The organism is Belnapia sp. (assembly GCF_059504005.1).
In genome coordinates this window covers 1-19,025 of sequence record NZ_JCACHU010000118.1, presented here as the reverse complement: position 1 = coordinate 19,025, position 19,025 = coordinate 1, and the positions used below count along the sequence as shown (strand labels likewise).

Genomic DNA, 19,025 nt, shown 5'->3' with positions numbered 1-19,025 from the left:
AATCCCCCAAGGGCCGGACGTGACGCCAGCCGATCAAACTATGCGAATACGGCCCTTTACCGCGCTTGCGAAGAGGAACTTCGCCAGATGAGTACGGATTAATCCGACCCTGTGGCTCGATCCGCGCGCGGACCAGCCTCGCCCTTCCACATGCCTCCCCGGCCGCGCCATTCGGCGAGGGCCGAATCGAGGGTGAAGGCCATGTAGGCTGCGGCGACCACAGGCAGGGCAAGGCCGCGCAGCGGGGAGAGGCCGAAGCGCCGGAGGGTGGGCGCGAAGGCAAGGGCCATGGCCGCCCAGGCGGCGAGGCCGAGCCAGCGCGCCGCGCCGCCTGCCAGGACCGCGAGCAGCGGCGGGGCAAGGAAGACGAGGGCGAGCGCCGCGATCATCCCGATGAGCGCCGAGACATTGTACCCGAGCTGGGCATAGGCCGTGCGCGCCACCATGCGGCGGATGGCGCCTGCCCCCTCATAGGGGCGAAGGCTTTCCACCCGCTCGGTGAGGCCCGTCCAGATCGGGCCGGCGCGCTTCATCCGCCGCGCCAGGGCGCAGTCGTCGATGATGGCGCCGCGCATGGGGGCGAGGCCGCCCGCCCGCTCGAAGGCGGCGCGGTCGAGCAGCACGCAGCCGCCCGCCGCGGCCGCCGTCCGCGCCCGCGGGTCGTTTGACCAGCGGAAGGGGTAGAGCATCTGGAAGAAGAAGATGAAGGCCGGGATCAGCCAGCGCTCGGCGGCGCTGGAGCAGCGCAGCCGGGCCATCAGCGAGACCAGGACGAGGCCGCCGGCCTCCGCCCGCTGCACCAGGCGGCGGAGGCTGTCCGGCGCGTGGCGGATGTCGGCATCGGTGAAGAGCAGGCGCTCGGGCGGCTCGCGCAGCGCCTCGGCGAGGCCCTGCTCCAGCGCCCAGAGCTTGCCGGTCCAGCCGGGCGGGCGGGCGCGGCCCTGGATCACGGTGAGCCGCGGGTCGCCCGCGGCGGCGGCGCGGGCGACATCGCCAGTGCCGTCGGTGCTGCGGTCATCGACCACGACCAGGCGAAAGGGGTCGGGATAGTCCTGCGCCAGCAGGCCGCGCACCGTCTCGCCGATGCTGTCCGCCTCGTCCCGCGCCGGGATGACGGCGGTGACGCCGGGCCAGCGCGGCGGGTTAGGCAGGCGGGCGGCGTCGCCGTCGTCGTCCCGCGCCAGCCAGAAGAAGCCGCGGCCGAGCAGCAGCACCGCCCAGGCGAGGCAAGCCGCGAGCGCCAGCCAGATCACCGCCTGAGCATCCCCTGTTCGCGGAACCAGGCGATGGCCTCGGCCACCGCCTCCTGCCAGGGGCGGGCGCGGTGGCCGAGCACCTGCTCCGCCTTGGCGGCGCTGAAATACATCGGCCGGGCGGCCATGCGGAGGCCGTCGAGGGTCAGCATCGGCTCCTGCCCGGTCAGCCGGGCCAGGCCTTCCGAGGCGATGGCGGCGGGCCAGAGCGGCGCCCGCGGCAGGCGCACCGGGCGGCGGCGGCCGAAGATCGCCGAGATGCGGGTCAGCAGCTCGCCGAGCGAGACGTCCTGCCCGCCCAGGATGTGCCGTTCCCCGACCTCGCCCCGGGTCAGCGCCGCGACGCAGCCGGCGGCCACGTCGTCGACATGGACGAGGTTGAGGCCGGTCGAGACATAGGCCGGCATCCGCCCGCGCGCCGCCTCGAGGATGATGCGGCCGGTCGGCGTCGGCCGGCGGTCGCGGGGGCCGATCGGGGTGGAAGGGTTGACGATGACGGCGGGCAGGCCGGACACGGCCACCAGCCGCTCGACCAGGCGCTCCGCCTCGGTCTTGCTGCGCTTGTAGGGGCCGATGGCCTGGGACGGGGTGGCGGCGTCCGCCTCGGTCGCCGGCTTGCCGTCGCGGCGGGGCTTCAGCGTGGCGACGGAAGAGACATGGACGACGCGGCGGCAACCCTCGGCCAGGGCCGCGCGCATCACCGCCTCGGTGCCGGCGACGTTGACCGCCCACATCCGCTCGGGGTCGGGGACGAAGATGCGGTAGTCGGCGGCGCAATGGATGGCGGCATCGCAGCCGCGCATGGCCTCGGCGATGGAGGCCGGGTCGGTGAGGTCGCCCGTGATGAACGCCACCGGCAGCCCGTCGAGCACTGCACGCGGCGTCTCCGGCCGGACCAGGGCGCGGACCCCGTGCCCGGCGCGGTGCAGCGCAAGGGCGATGGCCGAGCCGAGGAAGCCCGTTGCCCCGGTCAGCATCACGGTCCCGGTCATGGCTGACGGCGGCTCCGGCCGGGTGGAGGGGCAGGCAACCCCACCGGCAAGGCCGCTGCGATCGCGGCCCCCTGGACCATCTGTGTCGGCAATGTGAATCCGTTCCGTGCTGCGGCGCGAGGCGCATGGATAGGTCATCCGGGGCGGCACGGCCAGCACCCCGGCCCGTCCGAAGCAGGGGGCGGATGGCGCTCGCCGTCATCCGCCGATCAGCAGGCCGGTCGGGCTTGGCGCGCAGCCAGAAATCCCCGCCCGAAGCCGGCCAGGCGCCTTGGCCGTGCATCGGACCGTGGCGCGTGGTTCCCTGATTCGGTCTCCCCGACGGTCGGTCGGCGGCTGCGACGCCGCGTCGCCCCATGGGCCTTGCGGAAGCGCTGCAACGCCAACCCTTGGCCGGCATCGCGCCAGCGCGGAGCAAGCCAGGCCGCGCGCTAGCGATACGGCACGGGCGATGCCGCAAGCGTGCGAGCCTACCGGCAGGACAGGGCGCCGGGCTCAAGACGGCCATGGCGCCCGCAGCGGCGGCGAAGGGTGCCGCGCCGAGGCAGGCGCCGAGCACAGGCTTGAGCAGCAGCCGAGTACAGAGACGTTCAGTCCGGCTTGGCGAATGTCAGGCGCGGCTGCTGCTCTCGATGGCTAAATGAAGGCCCGCCTACAGGGCATGCGAGGGATACCGCGCCTCGCCGAAGGCGGGATGGCCCATCTGGTTGGCGCGGGCCATGGCAGCGGGCCTATCGACGATCGCCCGCGGTCCTTCAGGGACCGCCGCCGGAGCTTCTGCCAGCCCGGCCACCACGCTGAAAGTCGGGATCGCCCCCGGTGTAGTAGGGCGCGTTGAGGCTCCGCGGGTTCTGGTTCTGGACGACGCCAGGATCGGCGGAACTTCTGGGAGCAGGATTGCTGCAAGCGGCAGCCGCCAGAAGCAATCCGCCCAACGACAACAAGCGAGTGATGGTCATGGGAACTCCTCGCCAATGTGCCGGTGCCGTTCACCGCCACACCGGCACCCTGCACATCATTCCGGTGCGCCTCAACAAGATTTAACGTTTCGGTACTGTGCGGTGGCGGTGCGGCCCGACCGGCACGGGGCCTCCTTGGAACCCGGCCGAGGGTTGCCCAGGTCAGGTTTTCTGGCGAAGGAGGTAAAGCCAGCGCCAACCGCTGCGTCCAATAAGGCCGCACTCCGGAACGTTGGTGCCGGATGAGGGGCTTTAACCTCGACCTTCTAACTACAAATCAGCGAAACGGTGCCGCCACACTTGGCATTGAAGTGCCAGGCTCAGGACTCAGTGTTCGAGCCAGAATATGACGATGGCGGCCAGCGTGATGCGCCGAAGAAGGTGGTGGCGCATCAGTCGTAGCGGGTCGTGATGCGGCACGAGGCCGACATAGGCGACTATCTTGATCGCCAGCGCTGTGCCGAGCACCGCGCCTGCGTCGGCGCCGGCGATCTCGTAGGCCAGCAGCCCGAGCGCGACCGTCGCCAACCCCGTGCCGAGCAGCGACAGCATCTGCGCTGCGAAGAGGTGCCGGTCGGTTCGGTCGGCAGCGGCGAGAGCACGGCGGGCAGCGTGGTCCGTGCGCATGTCCCTCCCCCTTGGTATCATGGGCGATGTGGTCGAGCCCGAGGAGGATCAGCAGCGCGAGGGCGAGCGCGCCGCCCGCAGCCGCCAGCGCGCAGCGCCGTGCGCTCCCGTGCCAGCCAGTCGAGGAGCGACAGCAGCACGCCGAGCGACAGCAGCGCGGCGGCGTAGTGCGGGAAGTGCTGGCTACCGCCGCTCAGAATGCCGAGGCCGAGGGAGAGCAGCACGCTCCAGCCGAGGTAGCGACCGAGCCCGACGCCGGGCCCTTCCAGCCCCGCCGCATGGCTGCGGCGCGCGTCGGCGACGGAGGCGATGATGAAGATCAGCACGCCGACGCCGTCGATTAGCAGGCAGCGCGGCGGGTCGAGCGGGAGGTGCACCACTGATCCGGCGGTGAGGGCGAAGCCGAGGTAGAGGGCAACGAGAAGGACGTAGGGCTTCGGCACCTCGAGCATGGCGTAGGCGGGAGTCCCGGCGGTGGTGTAGGTCAGAGGTACTTTGTGATCGCCTGGAACTCATCGATCAGCCCGCGCTCGGCGGGCGGGACGGCGCCGACGACGCAATCGAGGCAGCGGTCCAGGTGGTCGTAGATAAGCGTGCGCTTGACGTTCGCAATCGCCGCCTCCACCGCGTGGAGCTGCTAAGCCATGTCGAGGCAGGGTCGGCCAGCGTCGATCATCTCGACGACGCCCTGGAGATGGCCGGCGGCGGCGAGCTTCAACGCCGCCTCCGCCCTTTCGCGGCCCAACGGCTGCCGGCCCGGATGCTTGCCCTTGGCCCGAGCCGCGGCGATGCCGTCGCGGGTGCGCTCGGCGATCAGTTGGCGCTCAAAGCGCGCGATGGCGCCGAACACGTGGAACACCAGCTCGCCGCCCTCCGACGAGATGCCGATCTTCTCCCCCAGGCTGAGAAGCGCGACGCCGCGCTCCTTCGGCATGGCGACAGTGACCAGCGGCTCGGCGAGAGACCGGGCGAGCCAGTCCAGCCGCACCACGGCCAGCGTATTGCCGCGCCGTGCGTAGTCGAGGAGCGCAACAGGACCGGGGCGGCCCATGAAGCGGCCGGAGCGGACGTCGATGGACACCCGGATGGCGCCGGTCCCGTGCAGCCGCAATTCCTGCGCGGCGGCATCCTGATCGCCGCTGGAGATCCGCGCGTAGCCCGGGACATCGCCCATGGCGTCCCCGAACCGTCCGGTTCCTGGACGGCCCGCGCGCCGCCGCGCGACACCGGCCGAACGCGTTCACTGGCTACGTCTCCCAAATCCGACCTGTCCACGATCATCATGGGCGTTTCCGGACGGGGACGAGAACGGGCCTTGGCGCGACGAGAATTGCTGACCGGCGAGGAGCGCCGGGCGCTGTTCGGCATCCCCGCAAATCGGGACGGCCTGGCCCGGCGCTTCACCCTGTCGCGCGCCGGGGCGACTCCAGCCGGCTCGGCTACGCCGTGCAGCTCGCGCTGCTGCTCCAGCTGGGCACGACGCTCGCCAACCTTGGCCAGTCAGTCGAGAGCTTGCTAGCCTGGACGGCACGGCGGTTGGAGATCCAGTGGGAGGCCTTCGCCCACTACGCGCGCCGCCCCTAAACCATGACCGACCACACGTGTGAGCTCGCTGCCGCCCTCGGCCTACGGCCCGCGACGGGGGCCAACCTGCCGCTCATGGTCGAGGCCGCCGCGGAGTCTGCCAGCGGCACGGACGCAGGCGCACCGATCGCGGCTGCCGTCGTGGAGGCGCTGCGCAGGGAGTCCGTCATCCTGCCGGCCGCGGCGGTGATTGAGCACGCCGGCATCGCCGGGCACACCCGGGCACGCAACGCTGCCCGCCGCCATTAACGTTCAGGCAGGGTCGCGTCGCCGACCGCGGCCGCGACGCCCGGCGGCGCTTCGGTAAGCGCGCAGTCTTGCGTGCCAGTCTGCAAGCTTGGGGCAGTTTGCCGCCGGCAGCATGTCCTTCCCTCGCTGGTCTTTCTCGACATCTATCTGTCTCGGCGCAGCAGCTCGAGGTGCTGGCCTGGCCCAAGGGCCATGCGGCGCTGTGCAGCACGCCCGTCGTGGTGCCGACCCCGTCGAGGCGGCGCTCGGATGGCAAAGCCGCTTATCGCCTGAGCGCCAACGGTTACGCGGCGAAGCCGGTCGCGCAGGACGGGCTGCGGAACCTGCGGAGGATGCTCGACCTGTGCTGGTTGCTCCTGTTCGAGCTGCCGGGCGTCTTCGTGCTGCGGGCGTGCGACCTCGGCCGCCTTGACGGGTCGGTCAAACCTGCCGAGATCGCTGACCCAATGCTCCCCGGCGCAACCTATCTCCGTCGTTGAAAGTGTCTGCCAACTCGTGATGAAACTGTGACCTTCTGGGTCCGACAGTCTGATTGCGAGAGCAAAGTCCTGTTTGGTAACAAGACGGTACGTTGCGGTTAGCGGAAAGAGTAGACGTGAACGGTTTCAATACGACCGGACCCAGGTTTCGTTCATCCTCTCTCGCCCTGCCGATCTGGGCCCATCTTGCCATCTTCGCCGTCTGCATTGTCATCCCGCTCTGGGGCCTGTCCGGCTTCGCGGCCTGGATGTCGGTCCAGCGGGAAAGCAGCGACTACCAGCAGCAGACGAAGATGGTGGCGCGGAACCTGGCCTTCGAACTGGGGCGCGAGCTCTCGAGCGTCAGCGGCGTGCTCAAGGTTCTAGCGACCTCGCCCGCCATCGAGGACGGCGACCTACGTCGGTTTCATCAGCAAGCCAGGCAGGTGGCGCCTCCCGGCGGGGCCATCGTTATGCGGGACCGGTCCGGTCAGCAGATCGTCAACACCCTGTTCCCGTTCGGGACCCCCCTGCCCGTAACCACGGCTCCGGCTGTTCTGGCGGCAGACGAATGCGTCTTCCGCACCCAGGAGGTTTGCGCCTCGGACCTCTACGTCGGCACGACCGATCGGCAGCCCTACGTCCTGCTCAATGCTCCGGTGTTCCTCAACGGCGAGGTCGCTTTCGCTCTCAACGTGGCGGTGCGGGCGCAGCATCTGGCCTCGCTGCTCTCGGGACACCGGATGCCGCCGGGATGGGTGGTCTCCATCCTCGACCGGCAGGACAGGATCGTCGCTCGGTCGGAGGAGCATGACCGCTTCGTGGGCCAGCTCGCCAACGCGGCCCTACGGGCGAACACCGAGGGGGCGGAGGGCAGCGTCCGCAGCGTGAACGTCGCCGGCGTGCCGGTCTGGGGGGCGTACGTGCGCCTACCGGAATGGGATTGGCGCGTCGCCATCGGCGTGCCGGAAGCGGTTCTTGGCCCACCGCTCCGCCAGTCCATGCTGTATCTCGGCGGGGTGGGCGTTCTGGCCATTGGCCTGTCCATCGCCGCCGCCCTGCTCTACGGCCGGCGCCTTGCCCGCTCCGTCGGGGTCCTGAGCCGCCTAGCCGCCCAGGTGGGCCGCAGCCCGGCGCTTCCGCCGATCTCGTCCTCGGTCCGCGAGGTCGACCAGGTCGGCGCGGCGCTCATCGAAGCCTCGGCCAAGCTGCAAGCCTCGGTGGCCCAGCGGGACCGGGCGCAGGCCGACCTCCGGCGCCTGAACGAGGAGCTCGAGGCCCGGGTCGAGGCCGAGGTCCTGGCGCGGGAGGAGGCGCAGGCGAAGGCCGTGCATGCGCAGCGGATCCAGGCCCTCGGCCAGCTCGCCGGGGGCATCGCGCACGACTTCAACAACGTGCTCCAGGCCACGAGGGGCTGCGCGGCCACGATCGAGAAGCGTGCCAACGACCCCGACGCCGTGCGCCGCTTCGCCCAGCTCATCCTGACCGCCTCCGCGCGCGGCACCTCGGTCACGCGCCGGTTGCTGGCCTTCGCGCAGCAAGGCGACCTCCGGGCCGAGTTCGTGAACCTGCCGGACCTCCTCGCCGGGCTGCAGGAGATCTTGTCGCACACGCTGGGCTCGCATATCGCCGTCCAGGTTGCCCTGCCGCCGCAGCTCCCGCACCTGTTCGCGGACAAGGGCCAGCTCGAGACGGTGCTGGTCAACCTGGCGACCAACGCGCGAGACGCCATGCGGGACGGCGGAAGCCTGACCTTCTCCGCCAGCGCGGAGGGGGTGACCGGCAAGGCCACGGCACCCGCTGGGCTCAGGCCGGGCAGGTACCTGCGCCTGGCCGTCGCGGATACCGGGACCGGCATGGATGCCGCGACCCTCGCCCGTGCCAGCGAACCCTTCTTCACGACCAAGGCGCGGGGCGCGGGCACCGGGCTCGGCCTGGCGATGGCGCGCGGCTTCGCCGAGCAGTCCGGCGGTGCCCTGGCGATCGAGAGCAGGCTGGGCTTCGGCACCACCGTCCATCTCTGGCTTCCCGCCATGGAGCAGCAGGCATCCGCTGAAGCGCCTCTTGCCACCGCTCCCGGCCACGCCCGCCCTGTCACCAGGCCGCGCGTGCTGCTGGTCGAGGACGAGGACATCGTGCGGGAGGTGGTGGCCGCCCAGCTCACGGACGAGGGCTACGAGGTGCTGGCCGCCTCCGATGCCGAGGCGGCGCTCGCCATCCTGGACCGGGCGGGCAAGGTGGATGCCCTGGTGACGGACCTCAACATGCCGGGCATGAACGGGGTCGAGCTCATCCGCATCGTCCGGACCCGCGGCCTCTCGATCCCCGCGGTCCTGCTGACCGGCAATGCAGAGGACGGCACGCCGCTCGCGCTCGAGGGAGCGATGACGCAGAACTTCTCCATGCTGCGCAAACCGGTGCTGGGCTCGGACCTCGCCGACCGGCTTGTAGCCCTCACGTTGGCAAAGTAACCGCACACGCTGGTCCTGCCCATCGGAACTGGTCCATCCAAGGCGCAAGATCTTCCGGCGCTTGAGGTGCTTGGCTTTGGTGGTCCAGGTTCAGCGTTAGCCCCCATCGGCCATCGAACCACATGACCGGCGGACCCTTCCTAACGGGCAAGTCAGTCTTTTCAATTCCGAGCTGCCACCGGATCAAGGAAGTGCGACGGATGAAGGCTTGGATAGGTGGTCGCGGCCTCTCGTTGAGCTTGTTCGGGACGCTCCTGCTTCTCGGGATGGTGGCCGGGGGCACGATCATTGCCCAAAAGGGGGTGGGGCGGTCGGCGACGCTCGTTCAGGAAGCCTATGCAACAATCGGCCAAGCTGAGGCGCTGCTTTCGGCGCTGAAGGATGCCGAGACGGGACAGCGCGGGTACCTCCTAACGGGCGAGGAGCGCTATCTCTCGCCCTACCGAATGGCCGAGCGCACTGCCGCCGATCACCTCGCGTCGCTTCGGCAGCTCCTCGGGGAACGAGATGCGCAGGAGCCGCGGTTGCAGACGATTGCGGGACTCGTTGCGACGAAGCGCGCAGAACTTGACCGCACTGTCCGGCTGGCCGCTGAGGGCGATGTAGCGGGAGCTCTTCGCGTCGTGCGGGACGGCGAGGGCCTGGCGCTGATGGATGCATTGCGCGAGCAGGTCATGGCCCTTGTCGACGAGGAGCAGCGGCGGTTGGCGGAGCGCCGGCAGTCGCTGGAGCGGGCCGATCACCGCGCGATTGCCGTGGCCGTCGCCGCAGGTCTGTTGGCGGTGGTTGCCGCCCTTACAGCGGCTCTTCTCTTTCGGGAACGGGGTACGGCGACCCAGCGCCAACTTGCGGAGACGAGGGTGGAGCTCGCTGACCAAGTCGCCCAGTTGCAGGGCGTGTACAACGTCGCTCCCGTCGGCCTGGCCTTCGTGGACCGCGAGCGGCGCTTCGTGGCCCTCAACGAGCGCCTTGCCGCGATCAACGGGCGGACGGTCGAGGCCCATCTTGGCCGAACAGTCGAGGAGGTTGTGCCAGGAATCGCGCCGTCGGTGCTGTCCCTTTACGACCGTGTGCTCTCGCAGGGAGAGGCAGCCATCGGCGTTGACATCAGAACACCCCCGGGGCCCGGCGAGGCGCGACCGCGGGACTACCTCGGCAACTACCTCCCGGTGCGGGACGGCTCGGGCGCGGTGATCGGCCTGAACATCGTCATCATCGACGTGACCGAGCAGCGCGAGGCCGAAAGGCAGCTCGCCGAGAGCGAAGCAAGGCTCCGGGCCGTCTACGAAGCGGTACCCGTCGGGATCATAACGGCGGAGTTGCCGTCGGGGCGCCTGACCGGTGGGAATGCCGCGGTCGAGCAGATCACGGGTCACCCCATCCTTCTCTCCGCCGACGTCGACTCCTACGGCGAGTGGGTAAGCTATCACCCCGACGGCCGTCGCGTGACGTCCAGCGAGTACCCGGTTGCCCGCATGGCGGCAACGGGCGAGGAGGCCCCGGAGATAGAAGTCCTCTACGGTCGCGGTGGGGAGCGGCGCTGGACCCGCATCAGCGCCCGACCCATCCGGAGCGCGGACGGTGCGATCACCGGCGCGGTGGTGGCCCTCGTCGACATCGACCACCTGAAGCGCGCGGAGGAGCACCTTGTCCGCGAGGTCGCGGCGCGAACGGCCGACCTTACCGCTGCAAACGCCCAACTCGAGGCCTTCGCCTACACGGTGAGCCACGACTTGCGGGCGCCGCTGCGCGGGATGGAAGGCTTTGCGCGCATCCTTCTCGACGACTTTGCCGAGGCGCTCGGGCCCCGTGGCGCCCGGTATGCCGAGCGGATTGTCGGTGCAGCCGAACGGATGGATGGCCTGATCGAGGATCTACTCACCTTTAGCCGTCTCCAGCGTGCGGAGGTGCGGCTCCAGGCCATGGACCCGGGTCTCATCGTGCGAGCGGCAATCGAGGACGCCCGCGCCGCGGCTGGGACAGACGCGGACATCGCCGCCGAGGAAGGGCTGCCCACCGTACTCGCCGAGCCGGTCGTGCTGCGTCATGTCCTTGGCAACCTCCTAACCAATGCGGTGAAGTTTCGAAAACCGGATGAGCGGGCACGCGTTCGGCTCCGAGCCGAGTATCGTGGGAGCAGGGTCCAGATGATCGTCGAGGACGAGGGAATCGGCATCGCCCCCGAGCATCACGGGCGTGTTTTCGGGGTGTTCGAACGATTGCACGGCCAGGAGGCCTATCCGGGGACCGGAATTGGCTTGGCAATTGTCGCAGCCGGAGTTGCCCGGATGGGTGGTACTGTTGGCGTCGAGTCCGAGGCGGGCCGTGGCGCCCGATTTTGGATCGAACTGGAGGCCGCTGAGCCGACCAGAACGGAGGATACGACGCACCGTGCATGAGCTGTCGACGGTCCTCCTTGTGGAGGACAACCCCGACGATGCGGATCTGATTGCCTACGCCTTTGAGAAGGCAGGCATCGTCAACCCCCTCGTGATCCTTGGCGACGGCGACGCGGCGGTCGCCTACTTTGCGGGTACCGGTGCCTACTCCGACCGGCATCGGCATCCGTTACCCGGCCTTGTACTCCTCGATCTGAAGCTGCCCAAACGCTCGGGGTTCGAGGTGCTTCGGGCCATCCGTGCGGACGCTACGGCAAAGCACACGCCCGTCGTCGTCCTTACTTCCTCGAATCAGGATGCCGACATCGAGCGTGCCTATGCGCTCCATGCAAACTCCTACCTCGTCAAACCGGTCCGGCGCGATGCACTCCTGGCAATGGTGGCGACCCTGGACGCCTACTGGATAAGGCTCAATCGGTCCGCCCCGGTCTGAGGCGCGCAATGCGAGTCCTCGCCATCGACGACAATCCGGACGACCGCGAGATCGTCCGTCGGGAGCTGGAGGCCCTCTATCCTGACGTAGAGGTGGTGGAACTCGCCACCCGCGACGACCTCCTCAGCGCGCTCGCGGGAGCGCCGCCGGACCTCGTCGTGACCGACCTCGACCTGAAATGGGGTTCGGGCCGGGAGGTGTTCGCCCGTACCCGCGAGTTATACCCGAGCTGTCCGGTCGTTATGTTCACGAACTCCGGTGACGAGACGACGGCGGTCGAACTCATGAAGGCTGGCCTTGACGACTACGTCGTGAAGTCGGCGCGCCAGCTGCCCCGCCTGCGTGCCTCGCTGCGGCTTGCCGTCGAGGGCGCACACAGCCGGTCAGCCCTCGGCAAGCGGGAGCGGCAGCTAGCGGCAGCGTTAGAACGCGAGCGGGTAATCGTGCGCGAGCTCCACCACCGCGTGAAGAACAACCTGCAGACGGTCACGAGCCTGCTTCTCTTGAGGGCACGAGACGTGGGTGGGGAGGCGGCGGCCCACCTCGAGGATCTTGCAGGCCGCATGCGAGCCCTCGGCACCGTACAGTCGCGCATCTATAAAACCGAGACGCTCGACGAGGTGGACTTTCGTGCGGTACTCGCCGACCTGGCCGAGGGCCTCGCAGCAGTGCACGGCAACGGTAGCGTAGCGCTCACCCTGGCTCTCGACGGTCCACTTGAACTCGACGTCGCCCGCGCGATGCCCCTCGGTCTGCTCTGCTACGAGCTGCTGCTAAACGCCTTCAAGCACGCCTGGCCTGCAGGGCAGCAAGGTCGAATATCGGTGGAGTTGCGGGCCAAAAATCTCACCCAGGAGGTGCGGATCCGCGACGACGGTGTTGGCTACGTCGTGGGCGATGTGAGGCGTGGCCTGGGTACTCGGCTGGCTCATGCACTGGCGAAAGAGGCACGTGTCGAATTGGAGGTAAGTACCTATCCCGGAAGTGGTGTCGCGGTTACGATCCAGCTCGCGGGCAAGGAGGGCGTGCATGCTTGAGCTCATTGGCGGCTCGCTCGTCATTATTACATGAGATATGCCTTAGAGCCGATCCTCTTTTTGCTATTATTTGCGTAAGCTCAAGCGTTGTCCATCGATTTATTCGATATGATTGTTTCTTTTGTTACCGTGAGATACGGCTATCGGTCATCACAAGTTTCCATGTCGACCCTTATCCAACATCTGTTGGAGCAACGTATGCGCAGCAAGATTGAGCCGCTTCGAAGGGCAAAAGGGATGCCTCTGCAGGGTAAAGGGCCCTCGCTCCGACTAACCTACCCAGTGCCATCCAGATGGGCGACCGATGCAACAAGGTAATCCGAAGCGCAAGAACTCGTGCAAATAGGAATAGCTCATACTCTTGTATAGTTACGGCGCCAGTAGCCGCAGCAAAGCGGGGTCACGTTTAACTCGATTAGCCGGGCCGCTTAGCGCTACCGTGCCTCGGTCGATAACATAAGCCGCCTGTGCGACCGTCAGGGCGAGTTCGACATGCTGCTCGACGAGGATCACGCTCATGCGCCGCGACAGATCGACAAGGCGCTCGGCGATCTCGTCGATGACGCCAATCCACACTCCTTCGGTCGGCTCATCAAGCATCAGCACGCGAGGCTTACCGAGTAGGGCGCGGCCAATGGCTAACATCTTACGCTCGCCACCGGAAAGGGTCGCGGCCGTTTGACTGAGGCGGACGCCAAGCTTGGGAAAAAACTCCAATACCTCCTCAATCGCCCGCCGGTCGGCACGCGGCCCGGCGCCGAGCATCAGGTTCTCTCGCACCGACATCCGGGCAAAGATCGCATGCTCCTGCGGCACATGGCCGATGCCGAGGCGCGCGCGGCGCTCCGCCGGCGCCGCGGTCATGTCCTCGCCGGCGAGGCGGATACTGCCGGAGACGGGCCGGATCTCCCCCGCCAGGGTCTTCAGCAGCGTGGTCTTGCCCGCGCCGTTGCGGCCGAGGATGGCCACCGCGCCGGTCGGCGGCACGCTGAGGGACAGGCCGAACAGCACCTGGCTCCGGCCATAGCCAGCTTCGAGGTTCGATACCTCCAGCAGTGGGGACGTCGCGGGATCAGACACGGCGGGTATAGATCTCCTGCACGCGTGCATCCCTCTCGATTTCGGCCACGCTGCCGGTCCCAAGGACGCGGCCCTGGTCGAGCACGGTGAGGCGGTCGCAGATGTTCTTGATGAAGTCGAGGTCATGCTCGACGATCACCAGCGCACAATGGCGCCGGATCGGCGACAGCAACTCACCGGTGACACGGCGCTCCTCCGGGCTCATGCCGCCGGTCGGCTCGTCCAGCAGCAGCAGCTTCGGACGCGGGGCCAGCGCCATGGCGATCTCCAGCCATTGCTGCTCGCCATGGCTCAGCTCCCCGGCGAGGTCGTCGGTGCGGTCAGCGAGGCGGAACCGCTCCAGCGCCTCCATCACCTCGCCATCAAGCCGCTCGCGCGACCGGCTGCGGAACAGCGCGCCGTAGCCCTCCATCGCCTGTAGCGCGAGCAGGACGTTGTCGTAGACCGACAGCTCGGTCAGCACTGAGGTGATCTGAAATTTCAGGCTGAGCCCGCGGCGCGCGCGCTGGTAGGGCGGCATGGCAGTGATGTCGCCGCCGTCGAACAGGATGCGTCCCATGGTCGGGAAGTGGGCGCCGGCGATCGCCTTCAGCAGGGTGCTCTTGCCCGACCCGTTCGGGCCGATGAGGCCGTGGAAGCTGCCGGCCTCGATCTCTAGGTCAACGCCGTCGAGCGCCTTCAGCGGACCATAGGTCTTGGTGACGCCCGACACCTGCAGCAAGGCCATCAGCGTGCCGCCCTCCGCGCGCCATAGGTGCCGATACGCTCCCGCGCCGAGACGGCGAGGCCGAGCAAGCCGGTTGGCTGGAAGGTCACCACCAGCAGCAGCATCAGGCCGAGCAGCACTGGCCAGAACTGCCGGATCGCATCGATATCAGCCAGCACGTAGCTCAGTACCTCGATCGCTACAGTTCCGATGACCGGCCCGATGAGCGTGCCGTTGCCGCCGAAGAGGCAGTAGATCACCGCAGTGGTGGAGAGGCCGGGCCCCAGGTTGCTCGGGCCGGTGAAGCCTTGGTGGTAGCTGTAGAGGGCGCCGGAAAGCCCCGCCACCATGCCGGCGAGGCTGAAGACCAGCGCCTTGAACACCTGCACACGGTAGCCGAAGAAGGCCAGCCGCTCCTCGTTTTGCCGGATGCCGGCCAGCACTAGGCCGAGCTGCGACTGCACAAGGTACCGGCTGACGGCGTAGATCAGCACCAACGCCGTCAGCGCAACGGCGTAGAAGTCGAGGCCTTCAACGAACTCGTACTCGCCGAAGGCCATCAGCTTGATCGCCGAAAGGCCGTTGCCGGCGCCGACATACTGCCAGCCCGCCACCAGCCGCTCCGCCGCATAGGCGCCGGTCAGGGTGCCGAAGGCGACGAAGATGGAGGTCGGCGCCTTCCGGCCGAGCAGCAGGAAGGCCGCTAGGAGGGCCGCGAGGGCGCCGCCGGCCAGCATAGCCAGCGGCAGCGTCGCCCAGAGCTGGCTGAACTCCAGGTCCCGTCCAACCAGCGCCACCCCGTAGCCGGCGACGCCGAAGAACAGCGCCTGGCCAAAGGACATGATTCCGGAGAAGCCCCAGCAGAGATCGAAGCTGAGGGCCAGCAGCGACAGGATGACCACGTTGGTGAGCAGCGTGATCAGCTCCGGCCTGTCGGCCAGGAAGAACGGCACCACGAGCAGCAAGGCGAGCACCGCCAGCTCGATCGCCGGCAGGATGCGGAAGGCGCCGCGTCGGGCGGGGGCAGGCGGGGCCGCCTCGGTGGTCGCGGTCATCGCCTCAGCACTCCCGGGGATCGACCATGTCTGCCCGGTCCACCACCTCGTAACGTGTCCGGCCGGCGTCGTTGCGGCAGACGGCGATGTACATGTTCATCTTCGCGTGGAACTTGCCGGGCACCATCTGCGCGCCGCCACCCGGCCCTTCCGTCAGCACCGCATTGTCCAACGCCGCCGCGACCTCCTCGCGCCCTAGCTTGCCGCCAGTCGCCTTCACCGCCGCCTCGTAGAGTTTGATGCCGCGATACATCCCCGTCGAGGCGGAGCCGGCGGTGAACAGGTACTTCGTGCCGGGGAAGCGTTTCGCATAGGCCTCTTGCAGCGCCTTGCTGAACGGGTCGTCCACTGCCTGGAAGTAGTCGAGGCAGGAGACCAGCCCCTCCATCTCCTGCGCCGGGTGGTAGTTCAGCAGGTTCTCGTCGTAGTAGACGCAGCTGACCACGCCGCCGGCCTTCTGGAAGCCACTTTCGTAGAGCTGCTTCATGAAGGGCTGCAGGCCTGGGGCGATGATGGTGCTGAAGACGCAGTCCACCCGCCCGTCGCGGATCTTGCTGATGGTGGCGGAATATTCCGCCTGGTCGAGCGGGTAGTACTCCTCGAAGACCACCTCACCGCCATTAGCCTCGATCACCTTGCGGGCATACTTGTTGAGCAGTTGTGGCCAGACGTAGTTGGCCGAGGGCATGGCGAAGCGCTTCTTGCCCTGGGTCTTGACGAGGTAGGGGATCAGCCGGTCGCATTGCTGCGCTGGGCTCGGGCCGGTGTTGAACAGGAAGCGGGTGCATTCCTGCCCCTCATAGAGCTGCGGGTAGATGTAGAGCGTGCGTCCGCGGTTCACGATCGGGTCCTTGATCGCCTGCCGCATCGCGCTGGTGATGCCGCCGAGCACGACATTGACCCGCCGCTCCTGAATCAACTTGCGGACATTGCCCACCGCGATCTTCGGATCGGAGGCGGTGTCCTCCAGATGGAGCTCGATGGGCTGGCCCTGGATGCCGCCCGCCTTGTTGATCTCTTCGACCACAAACTGGGCGACCTGCCAGTTGGCGTTGCCGGAGGGCGCGATGGGGCCGGTGATGTCGGTGGCGATGCCCATCTTGATCGGGCCTGCGGCATGCGCCCAGCCCGGGCGCAGCACGAAGCCGCCCGTGAGCGAGCCGAGCCATCCGGCAGCGGTGAGGGCGCTAGCCCCACCAAGGAAGCGACGCCTGTTCATGGTCATTGCCGTTTCTCCTTGTTGCTACAGGCGCCCGACCGCGATGAAGCCCTGCGGCCGCACCCGGACGATGGCGAGCGCGATGAGGAAGACGAGCGGGTCCGCGAGCACCGGCGTCACCACCCAGGGCAACCAGGCGGCGAGCCCGCCGACGGCCGCCGCCCCCAGCACGGGTCCCTCGAAGCTGCCCACGCCTCCCAGCATGACCGAAAGGAAGGCCTGCACAAGGAAGCGGATGCCGATATCGGCCGAGAGCTGATAGAGCGGCACGATGAGCGCGCCCGCCAGCCCCGCCAGCGCCGCGCCAAAGGTGAAGGTCAACGCGTAGAGGCGGCTGGTGGAGATGCCGCAGGCGCGCGCCAACATCGGGTTCTCCAGCGCGCCGCGGACCCTGAGTCCGATCGAGCTGTGGGCCAGCAGCAGGTAGGTCGCGCCGATGACGACGAGGGTCGTGGCGATGATGATGCTGCGCCAGACCGAGAATTCGATGCCGCCGAGGCTGAAGGCGCCGCCTACCGGCTCCGGGATCGACTTGTAGTGGCCGCCCAGCAGGCCACGCACGATCTCCCGGATGATGAGGCCGATCGCATAGGTGCCGAGCATGGCGATGATGGGCGTCCGGTAGAAGCGTCGGATGATGGTGCGCTCCAGCCCGAAGCCGACCAGCCCCACCACCACCGGGGCGGCGATAAGGCCAGGCCAGGTGCCGAGCCCGGCCTCGCTGCTGAGATAGACCGTGTAGGCGCCCAGCAGGACGAGCTCACCATGGGCGAAGTTGAAGATGCCCATCATGCTGGCGATCACGCCGAGGCCGAGCACGATCAGCACCATCACCGACGTGAAGGCGAGCATGTCGAAACCGAATTTCGCGGCGAACTCCATCACGCTGCCAGCCCGGGGGCCCGCCGGTGGCGGGTCGCCGCCTCGTAGTCATGGGCGAGGGCCAGCAGCAGCGCCTCGCTCCACATGCGGCCGACGAAGATGAGGCAGAAGGGGGCGCCCGAGGCATGGAAGCCGGCCGGCACCGTGACGCCCGGCAGGCCTGCGATGTTGATCTCGCTCACGGTCGTCTCCTGGATCAGCCCGTCGCCAAGCAGCGGCGGCGGCGCCCCGCGCATCTGCGGGAAGACCAGCGCATCCAGCCCCTGGCTCTCCATCACACCGTCGAAGATGCGGCGATAGGTGGCGCGGGCGGCGATGAATTCCGGCATGGGCGGCGGGACGAGTGGATCGGCCAGCGCCGCGTCGAAGCCGGGCAGCCGGTGCAGATAGTGCAGCATGCCGCCCACCGCGAAGGCATCCTCCGCCGCGGTCGCCCTGGCGAATTCGGCGAAACCTCGGATCGCGGCCTCGGGCCCCATGCGCCCCAAGTACTGGTGCATGTCGTAGGGCGCCGATTCCAGCCCCCTCGCGTCGAAGGGATAATCCTCCGAGACGGGCTGGCGCAGATCGGCGAAGCCGCTGGCCGCGAATGGGTCGGCGACCAGCGTCGCGCCACGCGCACGGATTTCGTCCTGCGCCCGGGCATAGAGCGCCTTGGTCTCGGCCGAGAGCGGCTGGTTTCGCCAGCCCGGACCGTAGAGCCCGAGGCGTCGGCCGGCGAGCGCCGTCTCCGAAAGCAGGGAGGCATAGCCCCCTTCGGGGATGTTGCCGACGCCAGCTACCGTCTTCGGGTCTTCCATGGTGAAGCCCGCCAGCACGTCGAGCGTGAGCGCCGCGTCGCGCACGCAGCGCGCGATCGGCCCTACCACGTCGCGCTGGCTGGCGAGCGGCATGACGCCGGCATTCGGCACCAGGCCGAAGCTCGGCTTGATGCCGACGAGCCCTTGCGCAGCGGCGGGGTTCTGGATGGAGCCGCCGGTCTCCTCCGCCAGGCCGAGAACGGCCATGGAGGCGGCGACGGCGGTGGCGGTGCCGGCGGAGCTGCCGCCGGGGACGAGATCCGGCGCCGCCGCGTTCAGCGTCGGCCCGGCCCAGCTGTTGTTGGCATGCGTGCCGCTGGCGCTGAGGATGGGCACGTTGGTCTTGCCGAGGATGATGGCGCCCGCGGCCCGCATCCGGGCCACGACGGGGGAGTCGGTGCCTGGCATCAGGTCGGTGCCGCCATGCTTCGAGGTCAGCAGCGACCAGCCCCCCGTGCTCGGGAAACCCACCATGTCCATGGTGTCCTTCACCACCACGGGAATGCCGGCCAGTGGCCCCAGCGCCTCGCCGGCGGCACGCCGAGCATCCATCGCCCGCGCATCCTCGATCGCCGCCTCGTTGAGGAAAATAATGGCGTTCAGCCGCGGGTTGTCGCGGGCGATGCGAGCGAGGAAGGCCGATGTCAACGCCTCAACGGTGAAGGCTCCGCGCGTGAGCCCGTCCTGCACTTGCGCAATGGTCAGCTCGGTGACGTCGATATCCTGGGGCATCGTCCCTGCCTCGCCTGCCGTGGTCAGAGATACTGCTTGGCGAGCAGCATATGCACGCCCTTGTTGCCGTCGACCGTCTGCGTCACCCG

The 19,025-nt window shown here is 68.4% G+C and carries 17 protein-coding genes and 1 pseudogene; 6 read left to right on the top strand and 12 right to left on the bottom strand.

Translation table 11 applies throughout. The features are described from left to right. Nucleotides 1-98: 98 nt before the first annotated feature. The 6 genes from AC5JJ1_RS15425 to AC5JJ1_RS15400 all read right to left on the bottom strand — a co-directional run bounded on the left by AC5JJ1_RS15425 (nucleotide 99) and on the right by AC5JJ1_RS15400 (nucleotide 5,005). On the bottom strand, nucleotides 99-1,253 hold the full coding sequence (locus AC5JJ1_RS15425; RefSeq protein WP_495785987.1) for a glycosyltransferase: 1,155 nt from the start codon (nucleotides 1,251-1,253) through the stop codon (nucleotides 99-101). Beyond that, nucleotides 1,250-2,245: a hopanoid-associated sugar epimerase gene (hpnA, locus tag AC5JJ1_RS15420; RefSeq protein WP_495785986.1), complete on the bottom strand. Its 996-nt coding sequence runs from the start codon at nucleotides 2,243-2,245 to the stop codon at nucleotides 1,250-1,252. The genes AC5JJ1_RS15425 and hpnA overlap by 4 nt, the downstream gene beginning before the upstream one ends. Before the next feature lie 1,286 nt (nucleotides 2,246-3,531). Continuing rightward, the gene (locus AC5JJ1_RS15415; RefSeq protein ID WP_495785985.1) at nucleotides 3,532-3,831 is read right to left on the bottom strand and encodes a hypothetical protein; all 300 of its coding nucleotides are present in this window, start codon (nucleotides 3,829-3,831) and stop codon (nucleotides 3,532-3,534) included. A 17-nt stretch (nucleotides 3,832-3,848) separates the two neighbouring features. Next, a complete protein-coding gene (locus tag AC5JJ1_RS15410) occupies nucleotides 3,849-4,283 on the bottom strand; it encodes a hypothetical protein (RefSeq protein WP_495785984.1) in 435 nt (144 codons plus the stop codon). 32 nt (nucleotides 4,284-4,315) lie between these two features. Then, nucleotides 4,316-4,456 carry a metal-sensitive transcriptional regulator gene (locus AC5JJ1_RS15405; RefSeq protein ID WP_495785983.1) on the bottom strand — a complete coding sequence of 47 codons (141 nt, stop codon included), beginning with the start codon at nucleotides 4,454-4,456 and terminating at the stop codon, nucleotides 4,316-4,318. A 12-nt stretch (nucleotides 4,457-4,468) separates the two neighbouring features. Then, nucleotides 4,469-5,005: a recombinase family protein gene (locus AC5JJ1_RS15400; protein ID WP_495785982.1), complete on the bottom strand. Its 537-nt coding sequence runs from the start codon at nucleotides 5,003-5,005 to the stop codon at nucleotides 4,469-4,471. On the opposite strand from AC5JJ1_RS15400, the pseudogene AC5JJ1_RS15395 reads away from it, so the two are divergent. The 6 genes and pseudogenes from AC5JJ1_RS15395 (at nucleotide 4,942) to AC5JJ1_RS15370 (ending at nucleotide 12,462) form a co-directional block, all read left to right on the top strand. Further along, a pseudogene (locus tag AC5JJ1_RS15395) lies at nucleotides 4,942-5,664 on the top strand (DUF4158 domain-containing protein). The gene AC5JJ1_RS15400 and the pseudogene AC5JJ1_RS15395 sit on opposite strands and share 64 nt — an antisense overlap. Nucleotides 5,665-5,834: 170 nt before the next feature. Continuing rightward, the gene (locus AC5JJ1_RS15390; RefSeq protein ID WP_495785981.1) at nucleotides 5,835-6,143 is read left to right on the top strand and encodes a response regulator; all 309 of its coding nucleotides are present in this window, start codon (nucleotides 5,835-5,837) and stop codon (nucleotides 6,141-6,143) included. A 116-nt stretch (nucleotides 6,144-6,259) separates the two neighbouring features. Further along, complete coding sequence (locus AC5JJ1_RS15385) at nucleotides 6,260-8,593, top strand: hybrid sensor histidine kinase/response regulator (RefSeq protein ID WP_495785980.1); 2,334 nt, start codon at nucleotides 6,260-6,262, stop codon at nucleotides 8,591-8,593. Nucleotides 8,594-8,715: 122 nt separating this feature from the next. Continuing rightward, nucleotides 8,716-10,992, top strand: coding sequence for a sensor histidine kinase (locus tag AC5JJ1_RS15380; RefSeq protein WP_495785979.1), 2,277 nt, complete (start codon nucleotides 8,716-8,718; stop codon nucleotides 10,990-10,992). Then, a complete protein-coding gene (locus tag AC5JJ1_RS15375; protein ID WP_495785978.1) occupies nucleotides 10,985-11,425 on the top strand; it encodes a response regulator in 441 nt (146 codons plus the stop codon). The genes AC5JJ1_RS15380 and AC5JJ1_RS15375 overlap by 8 nt, the downstream gene beginning before the upstream one ends. Before the next feature lie 8 nt (nucleotides 11,426-11,433). Further along, complete coding sequence (locus AC5JJ1_RS15370) at nucleotides 11,434-12,462, top strand: sensor histidine kinase (protein WP_495785977.1); 1,029 nt, start codon at nucleotides 11,434-11,436, stop codon at nucleotides 12,460-12,462. A 369-nt stretch (nucleotides 12,463-12,831) separates the two neighbouring features. Here the strand turns inward: AC5JJ1_RS15370 and AC5JJ1_RS15365 are convergent, their stop codons facing one another. Genes AC5JJ1_RS15365 through AC5JJ1_RS15340 form a run of 6 tightly spaced genes read right to left on the bottom strand, consistent with a single transcriptional unit; the run spans nucleotide 12,832 to nucleotide 18,936 of the window. Then, entirely contained in the window at nucleotides 12,832-13,542 is a 711-nt protein-coding gene (locus AC5JJ1_RS15365) for an ABC transporter ATP-binding protein (protein WP_495785976.1), read from the bottom strand. Beyond that, on the bottom strand, nucleotides 13,535-14,269 hold the full coding sequence (locus tag AC5JJ1_RS15360; RefSeq protein ID WP_495785975.1) for an ABC transporter ATP-binding protein: 735 nt from the start codon (nucleotides 14,267-14,269) through the stop codon (nucleotides 13,535-13,537). The genes AC5JJ1_RS15365 and AC5JJ1_RS15360 overlap by 8 nt, the downstream gene beginning before the upstream one ends. Beyond that, nucleotides 14,269-15,303, bottom strand: coding sequence for a branched-chain amino acid ABC transporter permease (locus AC5JJ1_RS15355; protein WP_495785974.1), 1,035 nt, complete (start codon nucleotides 15,301-15,303; stop codon nucleotides 14,269-14,271). The genes AC5JJ1_RS15360 and AC5JJ1_RS15355 overlap by 1 nt, the downstream gene beginning before the upstream one ends. A gap of 4 nt (nucleotides 15,304-15,307) precedes the next feature. After that, a complete protein-coding gene (locus AC5JJ1_RS15350) occupies nucleotides 15,308-16,528 on the bottom strand; it encodes a substrate-binding protein (protein WP_495785973.1) in 1,221 nt (406 codons plus the stop codon). 18 nt (nucleotides 16,529-16,546) lie between these two features. Further along, nucleotides 16,547-17,404 carry a branched-chain amino acid ABC transporter permease gene (locus AC5JJ1_RS15345; protein WP_495786061.1) on the bottom strand — a complete coding sequence of 286 codons (858 nt, stop codon included), beginning with the start codon at nucleotides 17,402-17,404 and terminating at the stop codon, nucleotides 16,547-16,549. Next, nucleotides 17,404-18,936, bottom strand: coding sequence for an amidase (locus AC5JJ1_RS15340; RefSeq protein ID WP_495785972.1), 1,533 nt, complete (start codon nucleotides 18,934-18,936; stop codon nucleotides 17,404-17,406). Before AC5JJ1_RS15340 ends, AC5JJ1_RS15345 begins: the two co-directional genes overlap by 1 nt. Between the last annotated feature and the right edge of the window lie 89 nt (nucleotides 18,937-19,025).